This window comes from Paenibacillus sp. GXUN7292, assembly GCF_050864975.1.
GTDB lineage: Bacteria > Bacillota > Bacilli > Paenibacillales > Paenibacillaceae > Pristimantibacillus.
In genome coordinates this window covers 19,969-42,376 of the sequence record NZ_JBOZWO010000043.1, presented here as the reverse complement: position 1 = coordinate 42,376, position 22,408 = coordinate 19,969, and the positions used below count along the sequence as shown (strand labels likewise).

23 protein-coding genes are annotated in these 22,408 nt (G+C 44.2%); 20 read left to right on the top strand and 3 right to left on the bottom strand.

Annotated features, from left to right (window positions below):
- The first annotated feature begins 285 nt into the window (after nucleotides 1–285).
- Nucleotides 286–3,627: a PQQ-binding-like beta-propeller repeat protein gene (locus tag ACRRU2_RS24335; protein WP_432505679.1), complete on the top strand. Its 3,342-nt coding sequence runs from the start codon at nucleotides 286–288 to the stop codon at nucleotides 3,625–3,627.
- Nucleotides 3,628–3,851: 224 nt separating this feature from the next.
- Here the strand turns inward: ACRRU2_RS24335 and ACRRU2_RS24330 are convergent, their stop codons facing one another.
- The 3 genes from ACRRU2_RS24330 to ACRRU2_RS24320 form a co-directional block, all read right to left on the bottom strand.
- Complete coding sequence (locus tag ACRRU2_RS24330) at nucleotides 3,852–5,198, bottom strand: alkaline phosphatase (RefSeq protein ID WP_432505677.1); 1,347 nt, start codon at nucleotides 5,196–5,198, stop codon at nucleotides 3,852–3,854.
- A 91-nt stretch (nucleotides 5,199–5,289) separates the two neighbouring features.
- Nucleotides 5,290–5,649 carry a hypothetical protein gene (locus ACRRU2_RS24325; RefSeq protein ID WP_331700656.1) on the bottom strand — a complete coding sequence of 120 codons (360 nt, stop codon included), beginning with the start codon at nucleotides 5,647–5,649 and terminating at the stop codon, nucleotides 5,290–5,292.
- A 140-nt stretch (nucleotides 5,650–5,789) separates the two neighbouring features.
- Nucleotides 5,790–7,355: a histidine kinase N-terminal 7TM domain-containing diguanylate cyclase gene (locus ACRRU2_RS24320; RefSeq protein WP_331700655.1), complete on the bottom strand. Its 1,566-nt coding sequence runs from the start codon at nucleotides 7,353–7,355 to the stop codon at nucleotides 5,790–5,792.
- A gap of 268 nt (nucleotides 7,356–7,623) precedes the next feature.
- Between ACRRU2_RS24320 and ACRRU2_RS24315 the strand changes: the two genes are divergently transcribed.
- The 19 genes from ACRRU2_RS24315 to ACRRU2_RS24225 all read left to right on the top strand — a co-directional run bounded on the left by ACRRU2_RS24315 (nucleotide 7,624) and on the right by ACRRU2_RS24225 (nucleotide 22,405).
- Complete coding sequence (locus ACRRU2_RS24315) at nucleotides 7,624–8,901, top strand: DUF4367 domain-containing protein (RefSeq protein ID WP_331700654.1); 1,278 nt, start codon at nucleotides 7,624–7,626, stop codon at nucleotides 8,899–8,901.
- A 136-nt stretch (nucleotides 8,902–9,037) separates the two neighbouring features.
- On the top strand, nucleotides 9,038–10,222 hold the full coding sequence (gene alr / locus ACRRU2_RS24310; RefSeq protein WP_432505674.1) for an alanine racemase: 1,185 nt from the start codon (nucleotides 9,038–9,040) through the stop codon (nucleotides 10,220–10,222).
- 230 nt (nucleotides 10,223–10,452) lie between these two features.
- Nucleotides 10,453–10,734 carry a CopG family ribbon-helix-helix protein gene (locus tag ACRRU2_RS24305; protein ID WP_331700652.1) on the top strand — a complete coding sequence of 94 codons (282 nt, stop codon included), beginning with the start codon at nucleotides 10,453–10,455 and terminating at the stop codon, nucleotides 10,732–10,734.
- 3 nt (nucleotides 10,735–10,737) lie between these two features.
- On the top strand, nucleotides 10,738–11,088 hold the full coding sequence (locus tag ACRRU2_RS24300; protein WP_331700651.1) for a type II toxin-antitoxin system PemK/MazF family toxin: 351 nt from the start codon (nucleotides 10,738–10,740) through the stop codon (nucleotides 11,086–11,088).
- Between the two features lie 202 nt (nucleotides 11,089–11,290).
- Nucleotides 11,291–12,022, top strand: a complete 732-nt coding sequence (locus ACRRU2_RS24295; protein WP_432505672.1) for an SAF domain-containing protein — start codon at nucleotides 11,291–11,293, stop codon at nucleotides 12,020–12,022.
- Nucleotides 12,019–12,867: a hypothetical protein gene (locus tag ACRRU2_RS24290; RefSeq protein WP_432505670.1), complete on the top strand. Its 849-nt coding sequence runs from the start codon at nucleotides 12,019–12,021 to the stop codon at nucleotides 12,865–12,867. The genes ACRRU2_RS24295 and ACRRU2_RS24290 overlap by 4 nt, the downstream gene beginning before the upstream one ends.
- The gene (locus tag ACRRU2_RS24285) at nucleotides 12,864–14,246 is read left to right on the top strand and encodes an ATPase, T2SS/T4P/T4SS family (protein WP_432505668.1); all 1,383 of its coding nucleotides are present in this window, start codon (nucleotides 12,864–12,866) and stop codon (nucleotides 14,244–14,246) included. Before ACRRU2_RS24290 ends, ACRRU2_RS24285 begins: the two co-directional genes overlap by 4 nt.
- On the top strand, nucleotides 14,239–15,195 hold the full coding sequence (locus tag ACRRU2_RS24280; RefSeq protein WP_432505666.1) for a type II secretion system F family protein: 957 nt from the start codon (nucleotides 14,239–14,241) through the stop codon (nucleotides 15,193–15,195). Before ACRRU2_RS24285 ends, ACRRU2_RS24280 begins: the two co-directional genes overlap by 8 nt.
- Nucleotides 15,196–15,205: 10 nt before the next feature.
- Nucleotides 15,206–16,108, top strand: coding sequence for a hypothetical protein (locus tag ACRRU2_RS24275; protein WP_432505664.1), 903 nt, complete (start codon nucleotides 15,206–15,208; stop codon nucleotides 16,106–16,108).
- A gap of 20 nt (nucleotides 16,109–16,128) precedes the next feature.
- Nucleotides 16,129–16,278, top strand: a complete 150-nt coding sequence (locus ACRRU2_RS24270) for a hypothetical protein (protein ID WP_331700645.1) — start codon at nucleotides 16,129–16,131, stop codon at nucleotides 16,276–16,278.
- 21 nt (nucleotides 16,279–16,299) lie between these two features.
- Nucleotides 16,300–16,446, top strand: a complete 147-nt coding sequence (locus ACRRU2_RS24265; protein WP_331700644.1) for a hypothetical protein — start codon at nucleotides 16,300–16,302, stop codon at nucleotides 16,444–16,446.
- Nucleotides 16,443–16,871 carry a hypothetical protein gene (locus tag ACRRU2_RS24260; protein WP_331700643.1) on the top strand — a complete coding sequence of 143 codons (429 nt, stop codon included), beginning with the start codon at nucleotides 16,443–16,445 and terminating at the stop codon, nucleotides 16,869–16,871. Before ACRRU2_RS24265 ends, ACRRU2_RS24260 begins: the two co-directional genes overlap by 4 nt.
- A 74-nt stretch (nucleotides 16,872–16,945) precedes the next feature.
- Nucleotides 16,946–17,443 carry a hypothetical protein gene (locus ACRRU2_RS24255; RefSeq protein ID WP_432505661.1) on the top strand — a complete coding sequence of 166 codons (498 nt, stop codon included), beginning with the start codon at nucleotides 16,946–16,948 and terminating at the stop codon, nucleotides 17,441–17,443.
- Between the two features lie 52 nt (nucleotides 17,444–17,495).
- The gene (locus ACRRU2_RS24250) at nucleotides 17,496–17,975 is read left to right on the top strand and encodes a PH domain-containing protein (RefSeq protein ID WP_432505659.1); all 480 of its coding nucleotides are present in this window, start codon (nucleotides 17,496–17,498) and stop codon (nucleotides 17,973–17,975) included.
- A gap of 1 nt (nucleotide 17,976) precedes the next feature.
- Complete coding sequence (locus tag ACRRU2_RS24245) at nucleotides 17,977–19,650, top strand: PH domain-containing protein (RefSeq protein ID WP_432505657.1); 1,674 nt, start codon at nucleotides 17,977–17,979, stop codon at nucleotides 19,648–19,650.
- A 1,338-nt stretch (nucleotides 19,651–20,988) separates the two neighbouring features.
- Nucleotides 20,989–21,561, top strand: coding sequence for an RNA polymerase sigma factor SigY (gene sigY, locus ACRRU2_RS24240; RefSeq protein ID WP_432505655.1), 573 nt, complete (start codon nucleotides 20,989–20,991; stop codon nucleotides 21,559–21,561).
- Entirely contained in the window at nucleotides 21,536–21,997 is a 462-nt protein-coding gene (locus ACRRU2_RS24235; RefSeq protein WP_331700638.1) for a DUF5345 family protein, read from the top strand. Before sigY ends, ACRRU2_RS24235 begins: the two co-directional genes overlap by 26 nt.
- Nucleotides 21,982–22,203, top strand: coding sequence for a sigmaY antisigma factor component (locus tag ACRRU2_RS24230; RefSeq protein ID WP_331700637.1), 222 nt, complete (start codon nucleotides 21,982–21,984; stop codon nucleotides 22,201–22,203). The genes ACRRU2_RS24235 and ACRRU2_RS24230 overlap by 16 nt, the downstream gene beginning before the upstream one ends.
- Nucleotides 22,204–22,207: 4 nt before the next feature.
- On the top strand, nucleotides 22,208–22,405 hold the full coding sequence (locus ACRRU2_RS24225; RefSeq protein WP_331700723.1) for a PLD nuclease N-terminal domain-containing protein: 198 nt from the start codon (nucleotides 22,208–22,210) through the stop codon (nucleotides 22,403–22,405).
- Nucleotides 22,406–22,408 lie beyond the last annotated feature (3 nt).

The following is a 22,408-nucleotide window of genomic DNA, read 5'->3' as shown; positions in this document are numbered from 1 at the left end:
TTCATAGATGCTTTGAAATAAAAAGTATCAATCGAGAAAGGCTTGATCATTTTCATTTCATGTATAGGTTAAGGGCGAAGTGTTAGTACAACATCAACTAAATGAAAAGCTTCGGTAAAGGAATGCTCAATAATGTGTAAAAGGAGAGGCGTTTTGAAATCGTGGCGTTTCAAATGGAAAAGAGATTGTGATACCAGAGGTGTATATGTTTACAACATTCCCACAATCTTCTATTATTAGGCTAGCTTAGTATATCGTGATAGCAAATAGAGGAGGCTAGAAAATATGGGGAGCCGGAAAAAGATATCCCGAGTTTTTAGACTGGTCATTGCATTGACGCTGTGCTTGATGATCTGGCCTGTAGGAAATCATGTAAGTGCGGATCAATCCATGAGATATGTAATCGAGACATGGGGAAATAGTGTGGATGGCGCTGTTATTGCTCCGCCGGCTATTGGAGCTGATGGTACGACTTATATATTAACCGGCAAAGGAAAATTATACGCCTTCAACCAATTAGGAAAAGAGCGCTGGCGGGCAGAGGTAGCTCCAGCACGAGCGGATTGGGTACGTCAAACTGGTCAAGTTACAGTTGGCAGGGATGGTGTAATCTATGTTGGGTCAGGCGGTAATTTATATGCTTTCAACAATGACGGCACACAGAAATGGATGTATGAAACGCATTTAGACGGATTCAGTAAAATTGTTGTTCAACATAATGGGTTAATTTATGTGAGTGAGTCTCTTAGTTTGTTAGGTTTCCGTCCTGATGGAACGAAGGCACTGGAGCGTACAGGTGTAACTGATGTAGTGATGTATTCTGGTTCTGCTGAAGATATAGTTTATACCTTTACATCGGATAATACATCGGAAATTATTGGTATAAAGAAGGAAAACAACAACATGCTGACTTTTAAAAGCGCATATCATGTTGAGCAATTAAATCCGTCTGGGACGGCAGCATGGAAGTTCAAGGTTGATAAGCGAAAATATGGAGAACCGCAATTTGATCCTAATGGGAACTTGATTTTGTTTACAGTGGATGCAACTTCAGAAGAGCTTGCCACTAGTTTCGGGATAGGTATTGCCAACAAACCAACTGAAGCGATCGTAATAAGCGGCGGTTCAATTAAACATAAGTATGAGCTTGATGGAGCTGTAGAGGCGCCCATATTTTTTGATGATCAGCAAAATGCTTACTTTGTAACCAAAAATAATAATATTGCCAAGTATGATGCTCAAGGAAAGCAGCTTTGGAAGCTAAGTATCAGCAATGAAGCGAATGTGCTGGAGTATGGTAGAAGTCTTAGCTTGCAACGTGACGGCACGCTTCTTTTTTTCAGTGTAACATACAAGCATAGCACCAGCAGCAATGGCGTTGCAGGCATACAGCCCTATCAAAACAAGTTAGTTTCAGTTGATAAGGATGGCCAGCTTCTGTCTGCTCCTTCTATTAAGTATGCTCCTCCTGCAATTTGGTTAGATGAAAATCTGTATTTATTTCAAGGCTTCGATCAAATTATTTTAACCGACCGTGAGGGCAAGCAGTGGATAGAATATGAGACAGGCTCTGAATATTATATGACTTATATCGATGAAAAACATATATATATTGGCACCGATGCCGGGCTGGCGGCGATGCTGGAAATTACAAGCCCATTTTTTAATAATCAAGCGATTGGTATAACTTTCGGAAATATTCACACAACATTTGAGGTTGGAGGTGTCTATTTGCTTCCGGCGTCTATACGCTGGATAGATGATAAGGAACGAGATAATCGAAAGCCAATCCTCTATGAAAGCAGCGATAAGAGTGTTGCTTATTTCGTTAATGAAGAGCTGCATGCCGTCAGCCCAGGAGAAGCAACATTGACAGCCAAGTACAATGATTTGCAGACTAGAATTAATATAAAAGTGGTAGACACCTCATCCAAGCCGCTTTCTGATTCCTACCATGCATCGCTGCAAAAGCAATGGGAAGCAGAGTTAATCGCTACAGATGATACATCATATGAACGCTACTGGAATCCGATCATAGCCGCCGATGGAACGGTATATGTTCATAGCTCTGAAGGCAAGCTTGCTGCTTATGATCAAGCCGGAACACTCAAATGGAAGCATGATTTGGAGCAGTTCATGACAGCAAAGCCCGTTTTAGGCCCCGACGGGAAGCTTTATTGGGGGACAAATAAGGGAAAGCTCGCTGTATACGAAACGGATACTGGAAAAAACGAGCTGATTGAATCCTTCGGTACAGAGAAGAAAAGTACATTGCTTGGCTGGGATGCGAACGGAAACAGATACGCAGGCTTTACGTCGAATAGTCATATAAAAAGCGGGAATACCAGCTATGCGCGGTCAGATTTGAAGGCAGTAGACAAACAGGGAAATTCTATGTGGGCGATTCAGCTTGACGGTGAGCTTGTTCATTATGAGCCTTTATTTAATAAGCAGGAGGATACCCTTTTCGTTATTGCAATAAAGCATAAGCCAGTTGATGAAAATGAAAGCATGACTTACGGTGTGCGAACTCATTATGTTGGCACTATGTATGCCATTAATGCTGGTAATGGCGAAATACGCTGGAAATATGAATTAGATCCTACCACTTATATATACAACAAGCCAATTGTACAAAAGGATGGCAGCATAATTACGATAAGCTATGATGGTACGATAACCGTCCTTGATTCAGATGGGAAGCTGAAATGGAAGAAGCTTACGAAGGTAAAAACAGGTGCGAATCCGCTAGTAAAAGATGATAGGCTGGTTTTTATTACTACTAATCCTTTTATAGACCTGACCTCGGATGAAGAGCATCGGATCGATTTTATGCTAATTGACCTTACTCTGCAATTTGTCAACGAACAAGATTCGGAATGGCTTTTGACGATGACTGACATTTTTTCTAACGCAAAAAGTTACATTGCAGCCTATAACCTTGAACGCGAGAAGAAGTGGCAGCTTACAGTAGACGGGAAAAATGTTTATGCAAGCAACATAACCGATGATTACAAAGTGGCTGCTATTAGCGAGAATCAACGATTAACTTTCTACAAAGTTAATGTTGTGCATTCTCCAATCGAACAAGCAGTTCATAACCCGTTTTCCGATATGAAAGAACATTGGGCGGAGCAACAAGTCAGTCAGCTGGCTGCCACCGGGGTCATCAGCGGTTTTCCAGACGGCACTTTTAGACCTGGAGCAGAAGTAACGAGAGAGCAGTATTTGGCTATGCTTGTGAAAAAGCTGGGAATACCAGCCAAAGCCCGTGCACTGGCCTTTGACGATGTTTCAGCTGCCCGCTGGTCAAGAGCAAGTATTGAAACAGCTGCTGCATTAGGCTGGATCGACAGCGATGAAGCTTCATTTAAACCAAATCAGCCTATAACGCGGGAGGAAGCCGCAGTGTGGACGGCAAGAGCGCTTGCTCTGACCGACAATGAAGCTGCTCTTGCTGAAGTTAAGGATAGGCTGGCTATTCAGAGCCATTATCGCGGATTAATAGGAGCGATCATCGCAAAAGAAATTATAATGGGATACGAAGATGGCAGCTTTAAACCGAAAAGAACGTTGTCGAGAGCAGAAGCTGCTGTTATTTTGAATCGTTTGGAAAACAAAAATTGAAGGAAAGCTGCAAAAACCTCGGCAGAAATGTTCTGCCGAGGTTTTTGTTTAAAATATAAGAAAGTATAAGTTAGCGGCCGCCAACTGCAGCCTCCATTTCATCTACCGTAACCTGCTCCAATGCTTCTATCTTGGGAAGCTGTGCACACACTTACTTGAAGTGATGTAGGATTTTTTCTAATCAGCTGAGAGCGGCGTTATGCCCTCAATCGTCTCGCAGTCTATTATGGAAGCAAATCAATCGCGGATTGAGGCACATAAGTTTTTTTACCGTTAAATACGACTACGCCATCGAGCTGAATGTGCTTGCCATTAAGAATCGCTACACTTTTGTATACGGGCAGCTCAAGTGTATCGTTTCCTTTGGTAACAACGACAATTGGATTGTTTACATCCTCATTATTCCAAACTACTTTGGCGCCTTTTTGTTCAAATGCTTCGCGTGCCAACACAAATAGTTTTTTATTGTTTAACTTGCCGGCAATGCCTTCGCCAGTCAATTTTGCTTTTTTAAGCGGGTCTATGAAATAGGATAATGGAAGTTTATCGTAATTACGAGACGTATCAATATTGCCAATTGTAATTCCTCCGTTGCCATGATCAGTGACGGACACAACAGCAGTATCCTGATGCTTCTTAGCATAATTCAATGCAACAGCGACAGCATCGTCGAATGCCGCTACGTCGCTAATTATTCCAATTGGATCGTTAGCATGTGCAGCCCAGTCAATTTTTGAGCCTTCTACCATAAGGAAAAATCCGTTATCGTTGCGTGAAAGCACATCAATCGCCTTTGATGTCATTTCTGCCAGGCTTGGCTGCTTGGTAGGATCGCGATCCATTTCATAATCCAGGGAGGTTGGCGCAAAGAGGCCCCAAAGCTTATCATTAGTTGAAGCGCGCATCGCCTCTGGTGTCGTTACATAATCGTAACCGCGAGATTTTAATACTTGAATTAAATCTTCTTTGTCTTTACGGACATCAGGCTGCAAATATTGGTATCCAGCACCAAGTACAACGTCGAGGTCTGCATAAACTTGCTGCTCACTCAATGCATCATAGTTGCTTCGGTCAGGGTAATGTGCCGTAAAATCAGCTGGTGTCGCATGCATAAATTCCGAAGTTGCAATTATACCTGTTGATTTGCCTGCTAATCTTGCTGCCTCTAGCACGGAAGCAACCGGCTTGCGCTTATCTTCATCGGCAATCTTGCCAAGTCCGGGCATTGTATTTTCGTCTGGCAGCACGCCGACGAATCCAGTATGGCTTTTGTAGCCCGTTGCGAGCGCAGTGCCGCCAGGTGCAGAGTCAGCGATCGGCGCATCAGCGGAATAGGTTCTCACTAAGCCGGAAGCCATTTCGTCAAGTGCCAGCGGTGCTCCTCCTTGATACCAGCGAGTCAAAGTTGTCGCTCCCACACTCATGCCGTCAGGAATTAAAATAATGACGTTTTTGACTTGACTCGTTGTTTCCTCTGCAGCAGAAACAGAAGGAATCGTCAATCCTGCTGTCAGTACAAGTGCTGAAAGCAATAGTACAGCTCTTTTACTAAACTTAGAAATTCGCAGCATCTTTGAATCAACCTCCATTATTTGATTTCAATGGAAGTGTACAGCTTCAATGTTATCGAATTATAAGGAAATTATTGTGTTTTGGTAAATATCACACTTGAATATTTATAAAATGACTTTCCCTCTGCTCGCGTTCGGGGTGAATCAGATCGCTTGGCGATGGAGGAAGCTTATCTGGACCAATTCCGACCGCAGACTTTCCCCGTTTTTCCATTTCAATTTTCTTTTGAATGAGCTGTTGAATTTGAAGATCGATCATATTAACTTCTATTCTAATGACTTTAATTTTTTCTTCTTTATCTTTGGGCGGGTCCTCGCCGCTAAGGATATCGGTTATTTTTTGGAAAAGAATTGTTTTCCGCTTCATCAGCATTTGAATTTGCTTGTCTATTGACCCGCCCTGCCCGCTCGAAAAGCCCCCGCCCATTGGAGCTGCAGCTGATATGTTCATGTAAACAGCCTCCTTAAAAACTATTGCAGATTTCCCATTTATTATATATATCGGATATGAACTGTATAGATTGAATAGAAAATAGGCGTTGTTTCAGCTTCGCAATCTTTTGATGAAGCCTTTCTTAATATTTTGCTGTACTATTTCACAAATTCGTACTTTTCAGTAAAAACCTGTACTTGATTTCGACCAGCTCTTTTGGCAGCATAAAGTGCTTCATCAGCTTTTTGAAGAAGTTGATAGATTGTTTCTTCCATAGCTCCTGTCGTTACGGATACTCCAAAACTGGAGGTAACGGATACAAATCGTTCATTTTCAACTAGAGGCTTCTGTTCAATGCATAATCTAAGGTGATTAGCGAAGTTTTCCCCTTCCACTAGTGTATAACCAGTTAAAGCGAGTACAAATTCTTCACCGCCATATCTAGCAAATAGCATATGTTCTCCCAGCTCAGCCTTACATATTTGAGCCACATGTACTAGTATTTGATCTCCGGTTTGATGCCCATACGTGTCGTTCACTTTTTTGAAAAAATCAATATCAAATAGAATAATCGTAAAAGATGACAAATTATCCTTTACTTTCATTAAGCTTTGCTCAGTTTGCTGGAAAAAGGCACGACGATTGTATATTTGCGTAAGCTCATCATAATAGGCTTGCTGCTCTAACTTTTGTTGTAATGTATGTAGCTCTGTTATATCCGTAAATATAATAAGTAAGCCAGACCTATTATTTGTTTGCGGAAGCATAGAAATACGCAGTTGATAAATATAATCAGCTTGATGAATCTTAACACTCCATTTATCTGATATCGTATCTAATTGAACAGGAAATGATTGACCCGTTAACATATACCAAACTTGATCAAATGGCTGCCCTATCGTTGATCGATCCAATTCGCTAAACATATTTTTACAAGCTTGATTATATTCGATTAATTGATAGGTATCATTAAGCACAATAACACCATCATTCATATTATTAAAGATCGTTTCCTTCGCAATTGGCATAATTGATAGCATTCGAGAGGAAGTAATAGACCAAAGGTACATAGCAGAAGAAAACCAAATAACCATTGGTACAGGATCGATACCATCGGGTGTCACTCCTATGAATAATAAAAATGCAGTCACTACTGGAAGCAACTGACCGCAGATGAGGGCAAATAATTGAGGCCGATATACACTAACTGTTTCCTTCCAGCGTGAAAGCAGCAATAAGAACGCAGCGAACATACAGCTAAAAATGTAAATATTATGTACTACAAACCATACCCCATATGCAATCTCACTATATGGAGCCCCAAGCACCGGATGGATATCATATATTTTATAGTATAAATGATGGGATTCATTTGTAACATTGATGAGTAAAGTAAGACAAGGCATTATAAGTAAAGCGATTATTCTTTTTCTCGTTAATTTATAACCCAAATATTGCATGACAAACATTAATCCTAACGGAGGGAAAAATGGCATCCCTGCATATTGTACAATATTCCAAAATCTAAGTTGTTCTAACGAAGTCGATGTTAAGCTAAAGGCATAACCAAAGCAATAAATCATTGAAGTTAATGTATTCCACATGAACAGATTAGCGATATTTGTATAATAATGTCTTCTCAAATAAGTATAGACAAGCATAGATAAATTCAGAACAGCCGAAGTACAAACTAATGTTATATATGCCGCTAGCTTCGAATCCAATAGTTATACCCTCTTTCATATATGTGAATATAATGTAACATGATTGGCGTAAATTGTTAATGAATTCCTGGAACACGCCAAAATATGAACATATGCTTGATATAGCTTTATACTAAACGCAGATGTTTGCAAGAGCATTCTAGAGAGTACATATATAGAAGCAAAAAATAAATTAGCCAAGCCTACAACTAGTCCGCATATTTGGCCAAGTCCCCTCATAAATATGTTATCAGTCAGTTAAATCATTATTTGCAGAGGGGATGATCGCATGCGTCGCATTGCATGGACCGCGGCTATCGTATTATGTTTCACACTAATATTATCTGCTTGCGGGAAGAAGGATGCCGAGTCCGTGGTTAAGGAGCTCGACAAATTTATCAGCAGTATGGAAAGCTATCAAGGCAGCGGGACGATGACATTGCATACAGGGCAGCAGCCACAAACGTATCAAGTGGAGGTATCCTATCAGAAGCCGCAAAATTACCGCATTAAACTAACGAATGAAGAAAAGAATGTTACACAAATCGTGCTCCGAAATGATGACGGTGTGTTCGTCCTGACACCAAAGCTTAACAAAGTGTTCCGTTTCCAAAGCGACTGGCCGCAAAATCAGGGACAAGTTTATTTGTATCAGACGCTGGTTCAAAGTATTCTTGTTGACGGCTCCAGACAATTCGAAGCTGGCGACAAAGAATATGTATTTGATGTAATGGCTAACTACAATAACGGTTCCTTCTCACGCCAAAAAATTTGGCTGAACAAATCAGACTTAAAGCCGCTGAAGGTAGAAGTAAGCGATACGAATGCCAATGTGCTGGTTGATGTGAAGTTTGCTTCCTTTGATTTCAATACGAACTTCGATAAGAGCGTATTTGAAACTGATGCCAATATGAGAGTGGATTCCTCCAATCAGGCAGGGGATACTCCTACAATGATGACGCCAGAGCAAATAACCGAGCATGAGCCGGCAGATTCCGAGGAAAATGGCGCAGAAGAAATGGATCCGCACGAGGACAGCATGACCGATGACGAAAAGACAGAGGAACAGCGCGGTGAAAAAACAGGCACGGAAGCTGAAAGCAAGGGCAATGAAAAAGGCAATGTGAAAGGCGCTGAGGAAAAGGGCGCTGAAAATAAAGGATCAGAAAAAGGCTCTGAAGGCAAAGGCAAGCCTACAGCATCTGCCAATGAAGTGATAACCGAACAAGGCTTTATCGCTATGGGGCCTAGTTATATTCCAACTGGCGTTATGTTTAAAGATTCTGTAGATATTGTGTTCGGCGGAAATGCAGGCATGATGACGAAGTATGAGGGCGTATACAACTACACGCTCATTCAAACGCAGCCTAAGGACGTAGCGGCTTCTCTAGTACCGGGAATCATGCTCGATCTTGGCTTTACAATCGGGGAACTTACTGCCGGAGACACGCTGCAAACCTTGACATGGACGTATGAAGGGCAGCAATTCCGCTTATCCAGCGCCGATTTGCCTGAATCTGAGATGATTAAAGTGGCACAATCCGTTCAAGGCATGATGGGGAAATGAACTGTTAAATATACCAATACGTACCAGTCGATTCTTGACTCCAATTGATTGACAGTAGCAGGTGTAACGTATAACATTATTTTGATATGCATTTGTACGGATCAGTAATGTTAACGCAAGATAAGGTGGGATCGACTTGGATACGTATTTTCGCCCGACTTGGGCAGAGATTTCATTGGATGCTCTTGAACATAATATTAACGCGATGCGTCAAGCTTTGCCGGCTAATAGCCGGCTGCTTGCGTCTGTAAAGGCAAACGCATATGGTCATGGGGCTATCGAAATTGCTAGAGCTGCTGAGAGACTGGCTATGGACTATTTGGGAGTGGCATTTCTCGATGAGGCCTTGCAGCTTCGCAGGGCAGGAATCCATACCCCGATACTTGTGCTCGGCGCAGTACCGGCAGAAGGGCTTACGCTTGCCAGGGAGTATGGAATTACGATCAGCTTGTTCCGTGAGGATATTCGTCAGGCGGCTGCTGCCTTGCCGGAAGATACGCAAGGTCGAAAGCTGAAGGTTCATATTAAAGCAGACACGGGTATGGGCAGGCTTGGCGTGCTTGGCTTTGATGAAACGATAAGCTTCATTGAAGCATGCATCAATACGCCTCAGTTGTATGTAGAAGGTTTATTTACACATTATGCAAATGCTGATATAGCAAATAAAACGTATACGAAGCTGCAGTATGAACGTTTTGACCGGATTGCAAAGGAGATTGCTGAACGCGGCTGGAATTTGCCTTATATACATGCTGCCAACAGTGCAGCGGGAATGGATACGCCGGAGCTTGCTGGCAATATGGTACGTTTTGGCATAGGCATGTACGGACTGTACCCATCGATAGAAGTGAATCATACGGAAATTAAGCTTGAGCCGGTTATGTCCTTGAAGTCCAAAATTTCTTATGTGAAAAAAGCCCCAGCAGGCTGGGGCGTCAGCTATGGGACGCGGTATTTCACAAAGCAGGAAGAGATGGTCGGAACGATCCCGATTGGCTATGCCGACGGTTTTAGCAGAATGCTGACAGGCAAAGCGAATGTACTGGTGCGGGGAGTAAAATCACCTGTGCTGGGGACAATTTGCATGGATCAGTGCATGATCGGTTTGGATCAGGCTATAGCCGAGAGCGGGTTGCCAGTCAATGAAGATGAGGAAGTTGTAATTATTGGAAAACAAGGAAGCGAGCAGATTACGGTGGATGATGTTGCTGATCAGCTGGGAACGATAAATTATGAAGTAACATGCATGCTTGCGACGCGTGTTCCGCGAGTGTACGCAAAGGGAGAATCGATCGTTGCAATCGTAAATCCGCTGTCCTAGCGAGCTTCGACAAAAGCATTTTTTTTCCACTGTTTTATTTCCTATTTTGAAAAGGAATTTTAGCGTTTGATCTCGAATAGTAGTAGGTAGTCAATCTATCGGTGTCATATATGTATATTTACAGCATATCTGATATACGATCAACATAGATATGTTTAAGTATAGGTTCGCTGGAAATAAGTCATAATGTTAATAGGTCTTTATGGAAAAGTTTTGGAGGTGCGGGTTAGGTGGCCAATTTGCAAAGTACAAAAAGAATTATGATTAGTCTGCCCGATCATTTGTTAGAGGAGGTTGACGGAATCGTGGCAAAAGAAAATTCGAATCGCAGTGAGTTTATTCGCCAGGCAATGAAACTTTATTTGGTCGAGCGGAAAAAACGTCAAATTCGTGAATCGATGCAGCGCGGGTACATGGAAATGGCTAAAATCAACCTGAATATGGCCTCGGAAGCTTTTCTGGCGGAGGATGAAGCTGATCTTACTTTGGGTCGGCTTGTTAGCGGGGTGTAGAGTTTGATCGTAAAACGCGGAGATGTGTTTTTTGCCGACTTGTCGCCAGTGGTTGGTTCCGAGCAAGGCGGGGTCCGCCCTGTGCTTGTTATTCAGAACGATATAGGCAATCGATTTAGCCCAACTGTTATTGTAGCGGCTATTACTGCGCAAATTCAGAAAGCGAAACTGCCCACCCATGTAGAGATGAGTGCGACTACGCATGGCTTTGACAGGGATTCTGTCGTTCTCCTTGAACAAATAAGAACGATAGATAAGCAGCGCCTTACGGACAAAATTACACATTTGGATGATGAGACAATGCGTAAAGTAAATGACGCTTTGCTTATTAGCGTTGGATTGATTGACTTCTAACACACAACATAAATATTTAGGGATAGACAGTGCAGTAATGATTTGGTATTATTTGAATTATAAGGGTCCTTGTACAAGTGATTTTATACTCTTATAATGATTGATTTTATATATGGGCATATAGCGAAGAACGCGAACAGCGAAGCCGGGCAAACGGCTGCTGTGAGCGTTCTTTTTTTGTGCTCAAGAAAGGGGTTGTGATATGGGCAAGGGAAGAAGCTTGGTTATCAGTATGATTGCAGTCGTCGTATCGGCGGCGCTCGTGTACGGCTTGTATCATTTGCAGCTTAACAAGCTGGCAGAGCAGAAGCAGATCGGAGTAGTTGTCGCAAAACGTTTTTTAGCGGCAGGAGAAATGATAACAGCTGCTGATGTGGAGCTCCGATATTTGCCGCAGGCTGCGTATAGCGGCGAGATGCTGCAGGATATACAGGCTGCTGTCGGTTTGGAAACGCTGGTGCCGATCGGGCAGCAGGAGCCGATCGTAGGCTGGCGGCTTAATTATCATCATCTGCAGCCGCGCAAGAGCGAATCAACCTTCCAGATTCCTAAGGAATACATACGCTCCATATCCAATGGCATTCGGGCAGGAGACCGGGTAATTATCTATGTATCCGGCGATGAAGTGTCGCGCAGATTGTTTGAACAGACTGTTATTGTCGCTTCAGTGAAAAGCTCGGGTAATGTTGAGGTCGACAGCATGGAGCAATCGCATCTGATGTCATTGGCTGAAAGCAATCAGGAGCGCATGTATGCAGCCAGGCGCGATGCCAATGCCATGATCGAATACTTGAATTTGAATTTAACGGAGCAGCAGTGGCTGGAGCTGGATGAGCTTTGTAGGGAGGGCACTGCCAAGCTGATCGTTGCCTACAGTCCGGAATCGTTTAGCATGCTGCAAAGTGAAGCAGGTAAAGGAGCTGATATGCAATGAGCGAAGCTGCGCCATTAATAGCCTTTATTGGCACCACTCCCAATATAGGAACGACAGTGGCGGCATTTGCCGCTGCGTATCGTATTGCAGAGCAGAGCAAGCTGCCAGTTGCTTATCTTTGCCTGCATTTAAAGAGCTCCAAGCTGCACCGTTATTTAGGATTAGACGAGCCAGAGCAGACGCTTGACAAGCTGCAGCCGGAATTAAGGGCGTTCAGTTTAACGTCAAGAAAGCTTCAGCAATCTATGTATAAGGTACAAAAGCTCCCGCAGCTATCTGTATTATTCGGCAATTTGAACCGGGATCAGGCTGAGTTTTATTTGCCGCAGCATATTGAACATTTGCTCAGCGTGGCGCGTCAAACCTTTTCTGTCATTATTGTTGACGCAGGCGCTTACTGGGACAATGCCGCTACGATATGCGCAATGCGACAAGCAAGTACCAAGATTATCGCGACCACCTCGGCACTGTCTCATTTTCAAGAGGACGGGAAACGCTGGCTGATCGATATAGCACCGCTATATCAAGTAGCCCCTCATGAATATGAATGCTTGACGATAACTTATCCTTGGAAAAATGGAGGTTTTCAAATGAAGCAAGTGTATAAGGAAATGAACTTGTCGCCAATCGGACAATTTCAGCTTACCGAATCGATGTATTATCAACTGGATCGCGGACAGTATGAACAATGGCTGCAGAAGGACAAGCTTGGAAAGCTGGCGATGAACGGGAGCGCAAACAAAATCATGCAGCGCTACCGTCTGGATAAGCAGCCTGGCGTTATCCGCAATCAGCCTTGGTATCGACGTCTCATTATGCACCGGAACGGAGCCAGATCATCATGAAGGAGCAGCAGCCGCGATTTTCGCCGACAGGCTTTGCGGTTACTATGGAGCAGCATGCGCGTCAGCATGAGCTGGAAGCACAGCATGCATTATTAGATCAGGCCATTGCCGCAGACGGACAGGAATTTGCCAAGCTTGCTGACGAAATAAGAGCTTTTTTGAGCGCGCCAAGAGGGCTGTCGGATGATGAAAGAAGAAGCTATGGGGAGGTGCTTAATCGAGCTGTATTGGGCTACCCCAAGGAAAGAAAGCAGGTTCTATCTATAATCGAGGACCGTCTGATTCGTCTGCGCATCCATACGATTTCGCATTATGAGCATCCGTATGATTCGCTGGCCGAAGCATTGTTTGCCGAGGTAGTTGGCTTAAACGTGCTTGAGCTAATTCTTGTCGGCAAGTCAGACCTAGAGGAAATCCAAGTCGTAGGCACACGAATTTATGAGGTGCGCAGAGGTGCTGCCAGGCTATCGCGCTTCTCATTCAGCCATATACGCGAGGTGGAACGCATACAGCAAAATCTCGTTCTTTATAATAATGACCGGATAAATCCCCGCAAGCGCTGGGCTGAGGTGATGCTGCGGGATGGCTCAAGAGTAACGATGACCGGGTTTGGATTCACCTCGCTGCCAACGCTGACTATCCGGTTTTATACGCTGGCCAGCTTTGGGCTTGATGTGCTGGCTTCACCTATTTACCGTACAGCTAATGAAACGGTTGTGCAGCTTTTAAGAGCTATCCTAAATGATCGGCTGAACTTGGTCATAATTGGGCCTACTAATTCCGGAAAAACTAACCTTATGAAAGCACTGATTGCGGAGCTGCCTGATGAGGAAAGGATAATTACGATTGAAGGCCGCTACGAGATGATGCTTAGCCGTGATTTTCCAAACAAAAATATTGTTGAATATGAAATTTCCGAGGATGATGCTGCTCATCACTCAGAACAGGCTTTCAAGCTGGCGCTGCGCCAATCGCCGCAGCGAATTATACATGCGGAAATACGCGATCAGGATGCCAATATTTATGTTCGCGCTTGTACGAGAGGGCATGCCGGCAGTATGACGACGGTGCACGCCAACACGCTGGAGGATGTCCCGGAAGCGATTGTCGATATGTGCATGCTTGACGGCAGGGCGATGAATCCAGAGCGGCTGGCCAAGCGTGTTACACAATTTGTCACTGAGATTGGAATTGAGATGAGCTGCATTAATCACCGCCGTATTATAACTCGCATAGGCGAGTTTGCGTGGCATGGCGGACAGGCAGTTGTCAATAATTTAGCCGTATACGATGCAGCTTCTGATTGCTGGCTGTTTCCTAACAAGCCTCTAAAGAGCGGATTATTTGCGGGAAGCGAGGCGGGGAAGCGGGATGAATAGCGTTTCTATTATAGCTTTTATGACATTATTGTTCAGCTTGCAATTTGTGCTATGGAGACATTTGCTTTTTGCATGGCGGGATGAGCGCAGTCTGAAAAGCCGGCTGAGCTATTCGCAGACGAACCGCTGGAAGAGGCTGCTGCAGGAAGGCTCTGCAGACAAGACAAAAGGCTGGACTATGCTTCGTGTCATCGAGCGGCATTTGACGCTATTGCTGGAAACGCTGCAGCTGCGCTTATCTGCAGCATCCGTGCTGCTGCTTAGCCTTTTTTTGCTGCTGGGAGGAATAGCTTTCGGAGGCTATTTTTTTCAAACGCTGAAAGGAACGCTATTGTTCGGCGCAGCGCTCAGCAGTTTGCCATACATGATGCTGCAAGCCTGGCTTGTGCATCGCAGGATGCAGGCGCAGCTGGACTTTTTGCCGGCGATTGAGCTGTTTTATCAATGCTATCTCGTAACAGGAGAGCGGCAGGTAAAAATCGCGCTTCAAAGAGCGATTGACGAGAAGCGGCTGCTGGGTCCGATGCAGGCTGTATTTGAACAGCTGTACCGCAATTTATCAATTCGTGAGGATGACCAGGAAAGCTTATCTATTTTCTCATCGGCGCTTGGCCATGTTTGGGCGGATCATTTCGCAGAAATTTTGCGCGTCGCTTTGACAGAAGGTGTGCAAATATCCGATTCCTTGCGCGAGCTGCTTGCTGATATGCGTAAAGCGAGGCGCTCGAATGAGCAGGAACGCAACCGCTTGCTTGAAATCCGGATCGCTAATTTTTCACCGCTTCTTTTTTTAGCTGTCTTTGTCGGCATCAATATTAGGTACAACAGCGCCAATGCTTACTACTATTATTTAGTCGATCCGGAAGGCAGAGATATGCTGCTTAACGCGCTCATACTGATTGTCTTGTCCTTCTTAATGGGCTTATGGCTTTCCCGCAAAAAACTATAGGAGGTATGTGATGTATCTATGGATGGACTCACTTGTTTATTTCAGCTCATGGATGCTGCAATTTATCATAATAGCGCTCGCTCTTTTTATTATTTTGCGCATTGCTGTACCGAAAAGGAAAAATCGCTGGACTCATTTAAGTCTGCTGATCTGGAAAAAACATGAAGCTCCGAAGAAGCTGCTGAAATTACTGCGGATTAGCCGCGATCAGCAAAGTTTTTCTGAGCGGGAGCTTTTGTTAAAGGGATGCGGATTTTCAGCGGATGCTGCTTGGTATTTTGTTGGGAAGCGTATTGCAGTTATCATGGCGGCCTTAACGATAGCTGTGATGCTTGTCATGCTTAAGCTGCATATAGCAATGCCAGCGTCGATGCCCCCGAGCATAATATTGGCAATGGCTGCAGCAGCATTATTGTTTTTAATGTTCGATCAAAGCTGGCTGCGCTCCATTCGCAAAGTGCGAACGCTCCAAATAACGAAAGAAATATATATCGTCAGCAATCAATTGCTTTATTTATCCGATTCCCAGCTGCATATCCATGCAAAGTTGACGCGGACCGTTCCATTTACAAAAATGATTCGAGCTGATCTGGAGCAGATGCTTGCAGATTGGTATCATCATCCGCGGCTCGCTTTGCAGAGGCTGAAGGAACGTCTCGGCACTGACGAAGGAATGAGCTTTATTGAGACGATCGATGCGCTCAGGCAGCACGAAAGCAGCCATTACTACGAGCTGCTGAAGCAAAGAATATCAGATTATAAGGACAAGCTGGAGCTTGCCAAGGAGAGCAAAAAGGAATCAACCTCCTATTTATTGTTTGTTCTCGCAGGCATTCCGATATTGTATACCTTTCAAGTATTTATATATCCGTGGGTAAGAGAAGGACAGAAGCTTTTTATGACATTGCAGTAAATTAATAAGGGGGTGAGAGTATGCGCAATATTTTAATTACAGTAATGCTGCTGGTGGTCGTTGTAGTTTTGTTCAATTCTATTATTGCCAAAGATACGACAGGCACAAGAAGCCAAATTGAATCTCAAGGCAATGCAGCCAATACTCGTATTAGCCAGATGCTTCCATAATATTGAGGTGGTGTTGCAGAGATGAGGTCTTTATTAATTACACTGCTGCTTATTATTACGGCAATACTCATTTATGAAGGAGTTGCTGGCGGGGAGAATGGCATGAATACGCAGGTCAATCGTTCAGGAGGAGCCATGTCCCAGCATATTCGGCAGCTCAGCCCATGAAGCAGCTGCTGGTGTTCATCTTATTTTCAGCGATGCTTTGCTGGCTTATGTTCTCGCCTATTTATAAGCATATTGTAATCGTCAGGCAGGCGGTGCTGCAGCAGGAGGTTGATTATTTGCTGGAGGTTGGGGCAAGCGGCGCCTATGGCTATATCAGTGCTGCTATGAAACAGCAGTCGCAAATGAGGCTAGCTCAATTCGGCCTGCAGCCGGACTTGCTTCAGTACGAGTTCAGTTCGACTACAGGGGCAGATCCGAATAATGCGGCAAGGCCTGTCCCTAGAGGCGCTGGCATTTCATTAACAATTAGCTATCCTTACGAGCAGCTATTTATGATTGACCGGCTGATTGGGATCGAGCCGATAGCTGCGGATGAAAGAATGAAAGCTTTTGGCATGAAAATGAGCGAGTATGTGCCTTATTAAGCGGCGAATTCAAAGTGCCGGTTTATAAGGCACTTCTCAAAGAAAATAATAAGCGCGGATTGGTGGTGATAGACTTGTATAAGCTTGTACTTATTTTGACGATGCTGACCGTTTGGCTGACCGTGCATATGCTGCAGGTCGAGCAGGAAATGTCGATGAAAACTTTGTTTTTGGCGAAGCAGGCTATCAATCGATCCGCGCATGCCGCTGCGCAGCAGCTTAATATGGAGGCGCTCGGCAAAGGAATATTGCGTATCGATGAAGAGCAGGCTGAGGAAGCTGCCTGGCTGTATTTGCAGACAAATTTGCAGCTTGATCGGAGCGGAATGCCGCTGCAGCATTCCTTTCTGCGCCATCAGGCTAAAGTGTTAGTATTTGAAGTAATCAATGATCATTACAGTTTTCCTTATTATTATCGGAATGCAGCGTATGATTACAGTGTGCAGCTTTATCGTCCGGGAGTCGTAATGATTGTAGAAATTCAATATCCGCGTGCATTCCAGCTTATGGAGCCAATCATATGGCAAATTAAAGGAACGGCAGAGCTGACCCTGCTAAATCATTTGACTTGATAAACAAATATTGCTGTAATAGAAGGGAGGATTTTATTGGAGGAGAATTAGAATGCTTCGAGAGCTTACTAAACAGCTGCACCCTGATTATTTCAAGGTGTATCGTATTTCACAATTTATTAGCAATGGTTTATTTTTAATAGCCATTATCGCATATGCGATAGTTGCTCAGCTGAAGGACTGGACGATGGTTCCGGTATGGATCGCTGTAGCCGTTTTAGTATTGTCGGTAGCAGTATTTGGGTGGATCGCTCCTGCCATTAAGAAAAAAGTATTCCGCTATGAGCTTTTCGAAGAAGAGCTTGAAATTAAATCAGGCATAATCTTCATTAGCAATGTGCTTGTTCCGATGGTCAAGGTGCAGCATGTTGAGCTTGAAAGCGGCCCTTTAATGCGTAAGTACAGCCTGGCTAGTGTGGAGGTCGTAACAGCTGCGACCACGCATAAAATAAGCGGCCTTAAGCTGCAGGAGGCGGAAGCGCTGAAGCGAAGAATCGGCATACTCGCAAGGGTTGAGGAGCAGGAGGAATAGTATGCTGAACAACAATCGGAACGATACTGCTAACGTTGGCAGCGGTTCAGAGCAAAGACATATGCTGCATCCGCTTTATATCATTTATATCATTTTTCAAATCATTCAATCTTTTTTGCCGCTTATTATTTTACTGATCATTCGAGATACGAAGTGGCTGAAGCTGTCACCTTTGACGATTGCGATTGGCGCAGTGCTGGTTGTCTTTGCTCTCGCGATGAGCTATATGGAATGGAAGCGGTTCGGTTACTGGCTGCAGGAAGACCGCATTATCATTCGAAAAGGAATTTTCTTTCGAGATGAGAAGACGATCTATTATTCGCGCATTCACTCTGTCAATGTGCAGCAAAAGCTGATTCATCGCCTTCTTGGACTAGCGCAGGTTGCGATTGAAACACCGGGCGGAGGCAAGAAGGGCGACGGCTCCTTGCCGGCATTATCGCTGCGGGCGGCAAATGATATTTCCGCTATGCTGCGCTCCCGAAAACAGTCGATGCAGAAAAAGCAGGAGCTCGAAGCAGGTCATGTTAATGAGCGAAGCGATGACGAGCTGCTAATGAACGAAGCGCCAGAACGACGTTATGTCGAGCATCAGGACGTGAATGTGCCTGTTGTAGAAATGGATACCTATGCAGAAGAAACAAAGGAGAAACAGTCAGTTTCCGGGACAGATTTTTCTTCCAACATTGTCTCGTCTGCACACAGTGATGATGCTAGCGTGAAGCTTACCCCTGTGCAGCTTATGCAAGCAGCGGCTTCATCTTTGAATTTTGGGCTGGCGCTTGCTTTCATTGCAGGTATTTATTCCTTTGCCAACAATGTAATTGAGCTGATGTTGCCTGCGGAGTCCGTCGATGAAGTATTGGAATCTTCCGGCGCCGGCGTATTTCGATACGGGGTGATCGTAATTACAACGATCATTTTATTGCTGCTAGTAGCAGTATGGCTTTTGTCCATCGCACTTTATGTACTGAAATACAGCGGCTTTACGATAAATAAACAAGCTGGTCAGCTGTATATATCTTACGGCCTTTTGGAGAAAAAAACGTTTCTTATCAATCCGAAAAAGGTTCAGGCTGTCATTATGAAGGAAAGCCTGCTGAGGCAGCCATTCGGCTTTTGTGAGCTGCAGCTGCAAATTGTGAGTACGGATAAGCAAGAGCAGTTGACGCTGCATCCTTATATTCACCGTTCCAAGGTAGCGCTTATGCTGAAGCAGTTTGTTCCGCAGCTGTCTATGCCAGCAGGGGAAAGCCTGTTAAAAGCGCCTCGCCGAGCTTTAATTAATTATATTCGCGTTCCGCTTATATTCACTTTGGCCGTCAATATTGGGATGATTGCCGTGTTTAAATGGTATGGAGCCTGGTCCTTGCTGCTGCTGCCTATTGTATATATTTGGAGGCTGGCATGCCATAAATCGGCAGGCTTATTGCTTGAGGAGGGCCAGCTGACGTTTCGCTGGAGGGTAATTAACAGGGTGACCTGCAGTATACGCAGACCGCAAATTATGGCGATGAAAACGATTGGAACAGCCGGACAAAGACGCAAAAAGCTTATTTCTTTATCTGCCAATGCAATGGGCAGCTCATTTGCCTACCATGTAAAATGTATGGACGAGCAGCATGTTCAGCCGATTTGGCGCTGGTACAGCAGATCCAATCCGGCGCAGCATTAATAGAAACTCCCCTGATTGTACATAGCTACGATTAGGGGAGTTTTGTTAAGTTATAACTCAATTTTCGGTGCGACCAAGCCCAGGTTGTGAAGTTTAGCGGGTGGAAATCCTGCTTGGAAAGGCTAAAAACAAGTCACCAATAGCGAGTCTTGGACGGTTGGAAGTAATTTCAGACGTTAAGCGTAGACAGTTAGGTAGTAGGCCTGAAAGTGATTGAGCCTCGAAAAGAGTAAAGCGGAGAGGTCGACGTTTTCGAAAGTACGGAAGACAACACTCATTCAGGCGTTAAAGGTAAGGATGAATGAGCTCTCCCGGGGTTGAAGAGCCAGGCATGCTATACAATGACTTCACAGCAACTTGGGAGAGCCTGTCCGTTCTCCCACAAGGGAGTATGACAAACAACCGATCACAAGGGAGAATGTCAAATGATGGACAGGGAGTCGGATCACTGCGTACTACCGATGAAACCGAGTAATGTCGGCGAAGGGAAGGCGGTGACATATCATCGATCTTGTTATGGGCACATTTTCTACACACAGGGGTAGGTACAAAAGTGCAAACAAAACTATCAAGAATAGCAGAGATTGCAGAAGAAAAGCCAAAAGAGAAATTCACATTGCTATATCACCTCTTGAATGAGGAACTGCTGACGAAATGCCATAGGGAATTAGATGGTCACAAAGCAACAGGTGTCGATCGAGTCACATGACAAATTTAATCTCTTTCTAAAACGTAATCCTTTACCCGAACCCAAAATTTATGTGAATATCTATAGCTGATCATTGCAACCTTGCAAATGATGATATGGGAGCCGTATGCCTTAATTGGGCACGTAAGGATCTAAGAGGGGCGTGAGCCGTGAGGCTCACGTCTACTCGACCAGAGCGAAAATCGGCATCAATAACTGCCAAAGTTGCCCTAACGGTTGCCAATGATGCTATTTCGATTATTTTAGCTCATTTGAGCATTTAACGGTTGCTACGAGCGCTATTGTACCATTTCTTGAGCAAAATCAGTGCTTTTTGGGAAATTAAGCGCAATAGCAACCGTTAAAAAATTCAAGCTGTCATTTTTGCACGAATAGCGTTTGTGGCAACCCTTAGAGGTTCATCATTGCTTGGTCTGCGATGCAGTAAGTTCGAATCGGCGATCGCATTAACAGTAACAGATTGCCAATCTTACCAGTTACATCAAGACTAACCTGCCAAATATAAGCGGCGAAAGTTAAATTATTTGAAATTCAGATTATTTTATAATTTTATTAATACGTTTGAACGAAACGGCGAACTTATTCGTCTTACTGATAAGAGCTACTTAAGAAGGGAGCAGGCCTGCCCCATGCAAGAGGAAATGTTTGTCAAACAAGCGGAGAATGAAGAGTCGCTTGTCAAACAAGCGAAGAAAGGCAATAGCGCCTCTCTCGCCGAGCTATTGCGGCAAAACTATAGCTTTCTTTATCATTATGCACTGAAAATTACGATGGATAAAAACAGGGCAGAGGATATTGCGCAGGATACGGTTGTAAAAGCAATTGAAAAACTTGCTTTTTTCAACGGCAGCGCAAAGTTCTCCACTTGGCTGATTACGATTGCCTCCCGGCTGATGATAGATCGGGCCCGCAAGGAGGCCAGGGAGCAACAGTGGCTGAAGGAAGAGAAAATGTATCATGCGATTCGTTACGACACCTTGCGTGCTATGCAGGATTGGCCTGATGTTTTAGAGGCTGCTTGCTTGTTGCCTGAGCATGTCAGAATGCCGGTGCTGCTCAAATACTATTATCAGTACACGCAGCAGGAAATAGCAGCAATATTGGATATTCCTGAAGGCACAGTCAAATCGCGAATACACTATGGCATTTCTCAGTTAAGGAAGGAGCTGACTATGGATGAACAATCGAGTAAATCGAACTGAAAAGCAGCAAAAAACGTTGGATAGCCAATCCAAGGACATCAGTCCAAAGGAAGAAGAAATGCTGCATTTTCATAAAAATAGGACAGCGGATGCCGATTCATCGGAGCAGGAAATTACAGAGCAGCTGGTGGAGCAATTCAAACGGTTTGAGGAAGCTCACACGATTAAAGTGCCAGAGCTTCAAGCATTTGAGCAATTTGTAGCGAGCAGCAAAAGCGAAATAGCGAAAAGGCAAAAGCGTGATCTTTTTAAATTTTGGCTGGCGGCTCTGCCGCTGCTTAGCATGATGCTGTGGATGCTGGGTGAACATACCGTCTGGTTTATTGGCATACAAATAGCAGCAGCTGCAGCCGGCATAACGGGTGCGGTAATTATGGCAGTACGCTCAGGCCGTGTTTTTACAGAGAGGAAACAGGCGAGATGGAACAAGAACTAGCTAATTCAATATGGTTTTGGTTATGTGTAGCCGCAGTGCTGATTACGCAATCGACCTGGCTGTTTATTGATGCTCGCAAGCATGGCAGCAATTATTGGTTTTGGGGATTGTGGGGGCTTATTCAGTCGCCTATTCCTTTAATCGTTTATTGGATTGTTGTACGTAAAGAATGGTTCAGGAGGAGAAATGGCAATGGAAAGTATTAATGATCTGAATATTTCAGCTTGGCTGCCGCTTATACTTCCGCTTATTGTTCTTCAGCTTATTCTAATGATTAGCGCATTGGTGGTATGCGTCCGCAGTGAAGCGACGAATGGCCCGAAATGGGTATGGGTGCTGATTATTATATGTGGCAATTTAATCGGATCAATTATATTTTTTATTTTCGGCAGGAAAAATGGAGGTTAAACG

Bases quoted from the DNA above. Each gene is read 5' to 3' on its own strand.
- ACRRU2_RS24285 (WP_432505668.1), top strand. From the start codon at position 12,864: ATGAAGGAGCAGCAGCCGCGATTTTCGCCGACAGGCTTTGCGGTTACT.
- ACRRU2_RS24335 (WP_432505679.1), top strand. From the start codon at position 286: ATGGGGAGCCGGAAAAAGATATCCCGAGTTTTTAGACTGGTCATTGCA.
- ACRRU2_RS24275 (WP_432505664.1), top strand. From the start codon at position 15,206: ATGTATCTATGGATGGACTCACTTGTTTATTTCAGCTCATGGATGCTG.
- sigY (WP_432505655.1), top strand. From the start codon at position 20,989: ATGCAAGAGGAAATGTTTGTCAAACAAGCGGAGAATGAAGAGTCGCTT.
- ACRRU2_RS24230 (WP_331700637.1), top strand. From the start codon at position 21,982: ATGGAACAAGAACTAGCTAATTCAATATGGTTTTGGTTATGTGTAGCC.
- ACRRU2_RS24260 (WP_331700643.1), top strand. From the start codon at position 16,443: ATGAAGCAGCTGCTGGTGTTCATCTTATTTTCAGCGATGCTTTGCTGG.
- ACRRU2_RS24250 (WP_432505659.1), top strand. From the start codon at position 17,496: ATGCTTCGAGAGCTTACTAAACAGCTGCACCCTGATTATTTCAAGGTG.
- ACRRU2_RS24315 (WP_331700654.1), top strand. From the start codon at position 7,624: ATGCGTCGCATTGCATGGACCGCGGCTATCGTATTATGTTTCACACTA.
- ACRRU2_RS24270 (WP_331700645.1), top strand. From the start codon at position 16,129: ATGCGCAATATTTTAATTACAGTAATGCTGCTGGTGGTCGTTGTAGTT.
- ACRRU2_RS24265 (WP_331700644.1), top strand. From the start codon at position 16,300: ATGAGGTCTTTATTAATTACACTGCTGCTTATTATTACGGCAATACTC.
- ACRRU2_RS24280 (WP_432505666.1), top strand. From the start codon at position 14,239: ATGAATAGCGTTTCTATTATAGCTTTTATGACATTATTGTTCAGCTTG.
- ACRRU2_RS24235 (WP_331700638.1), top strand. From the start codon at position 21,536: ATGAACAATCGAGTAAATCGAACTGAAAAGCAGCAAAAAACGTTGGAT.
- ACRRU2_RS24245 (WP_432505657.1), top strand. From the start codon at position 17,977: ATGCTGAACAACAATCGGAACGATACTGCTAACGTTGGCAGCGGTTCA.
- ACRRU2_RS24325 (WP_331700656.1), bottom strand. From the start codon at position 5,649: ATGAACATATCAGCTGCAGCTCCAATGGGCGGGGGCTTTTCGAGCGGG.
- ACRRU2_RS24290 (WP_432505670.1), top strand. From the start codon at position 12,019: ATGAGCGAAGCTGCGCCATTAATAGCCTTTATTGGCACCACTCCCAAT.
- ACRRU2_RS24330 (WP_432505677.1), bottom strand. From the start codon at position 5,198: ATGCTGCGAATTTCTAAGTTTAGTAAAAGAGCTGTACTATTGCTTTCA.
- ACRRU2_RS24295 (WP_432505672.1), top strand. From the start codon at position 11,291: ATGGGCAAGGGAAGAAGCTTGGTTATCAGTATGATTGCAGTCGTCGTA.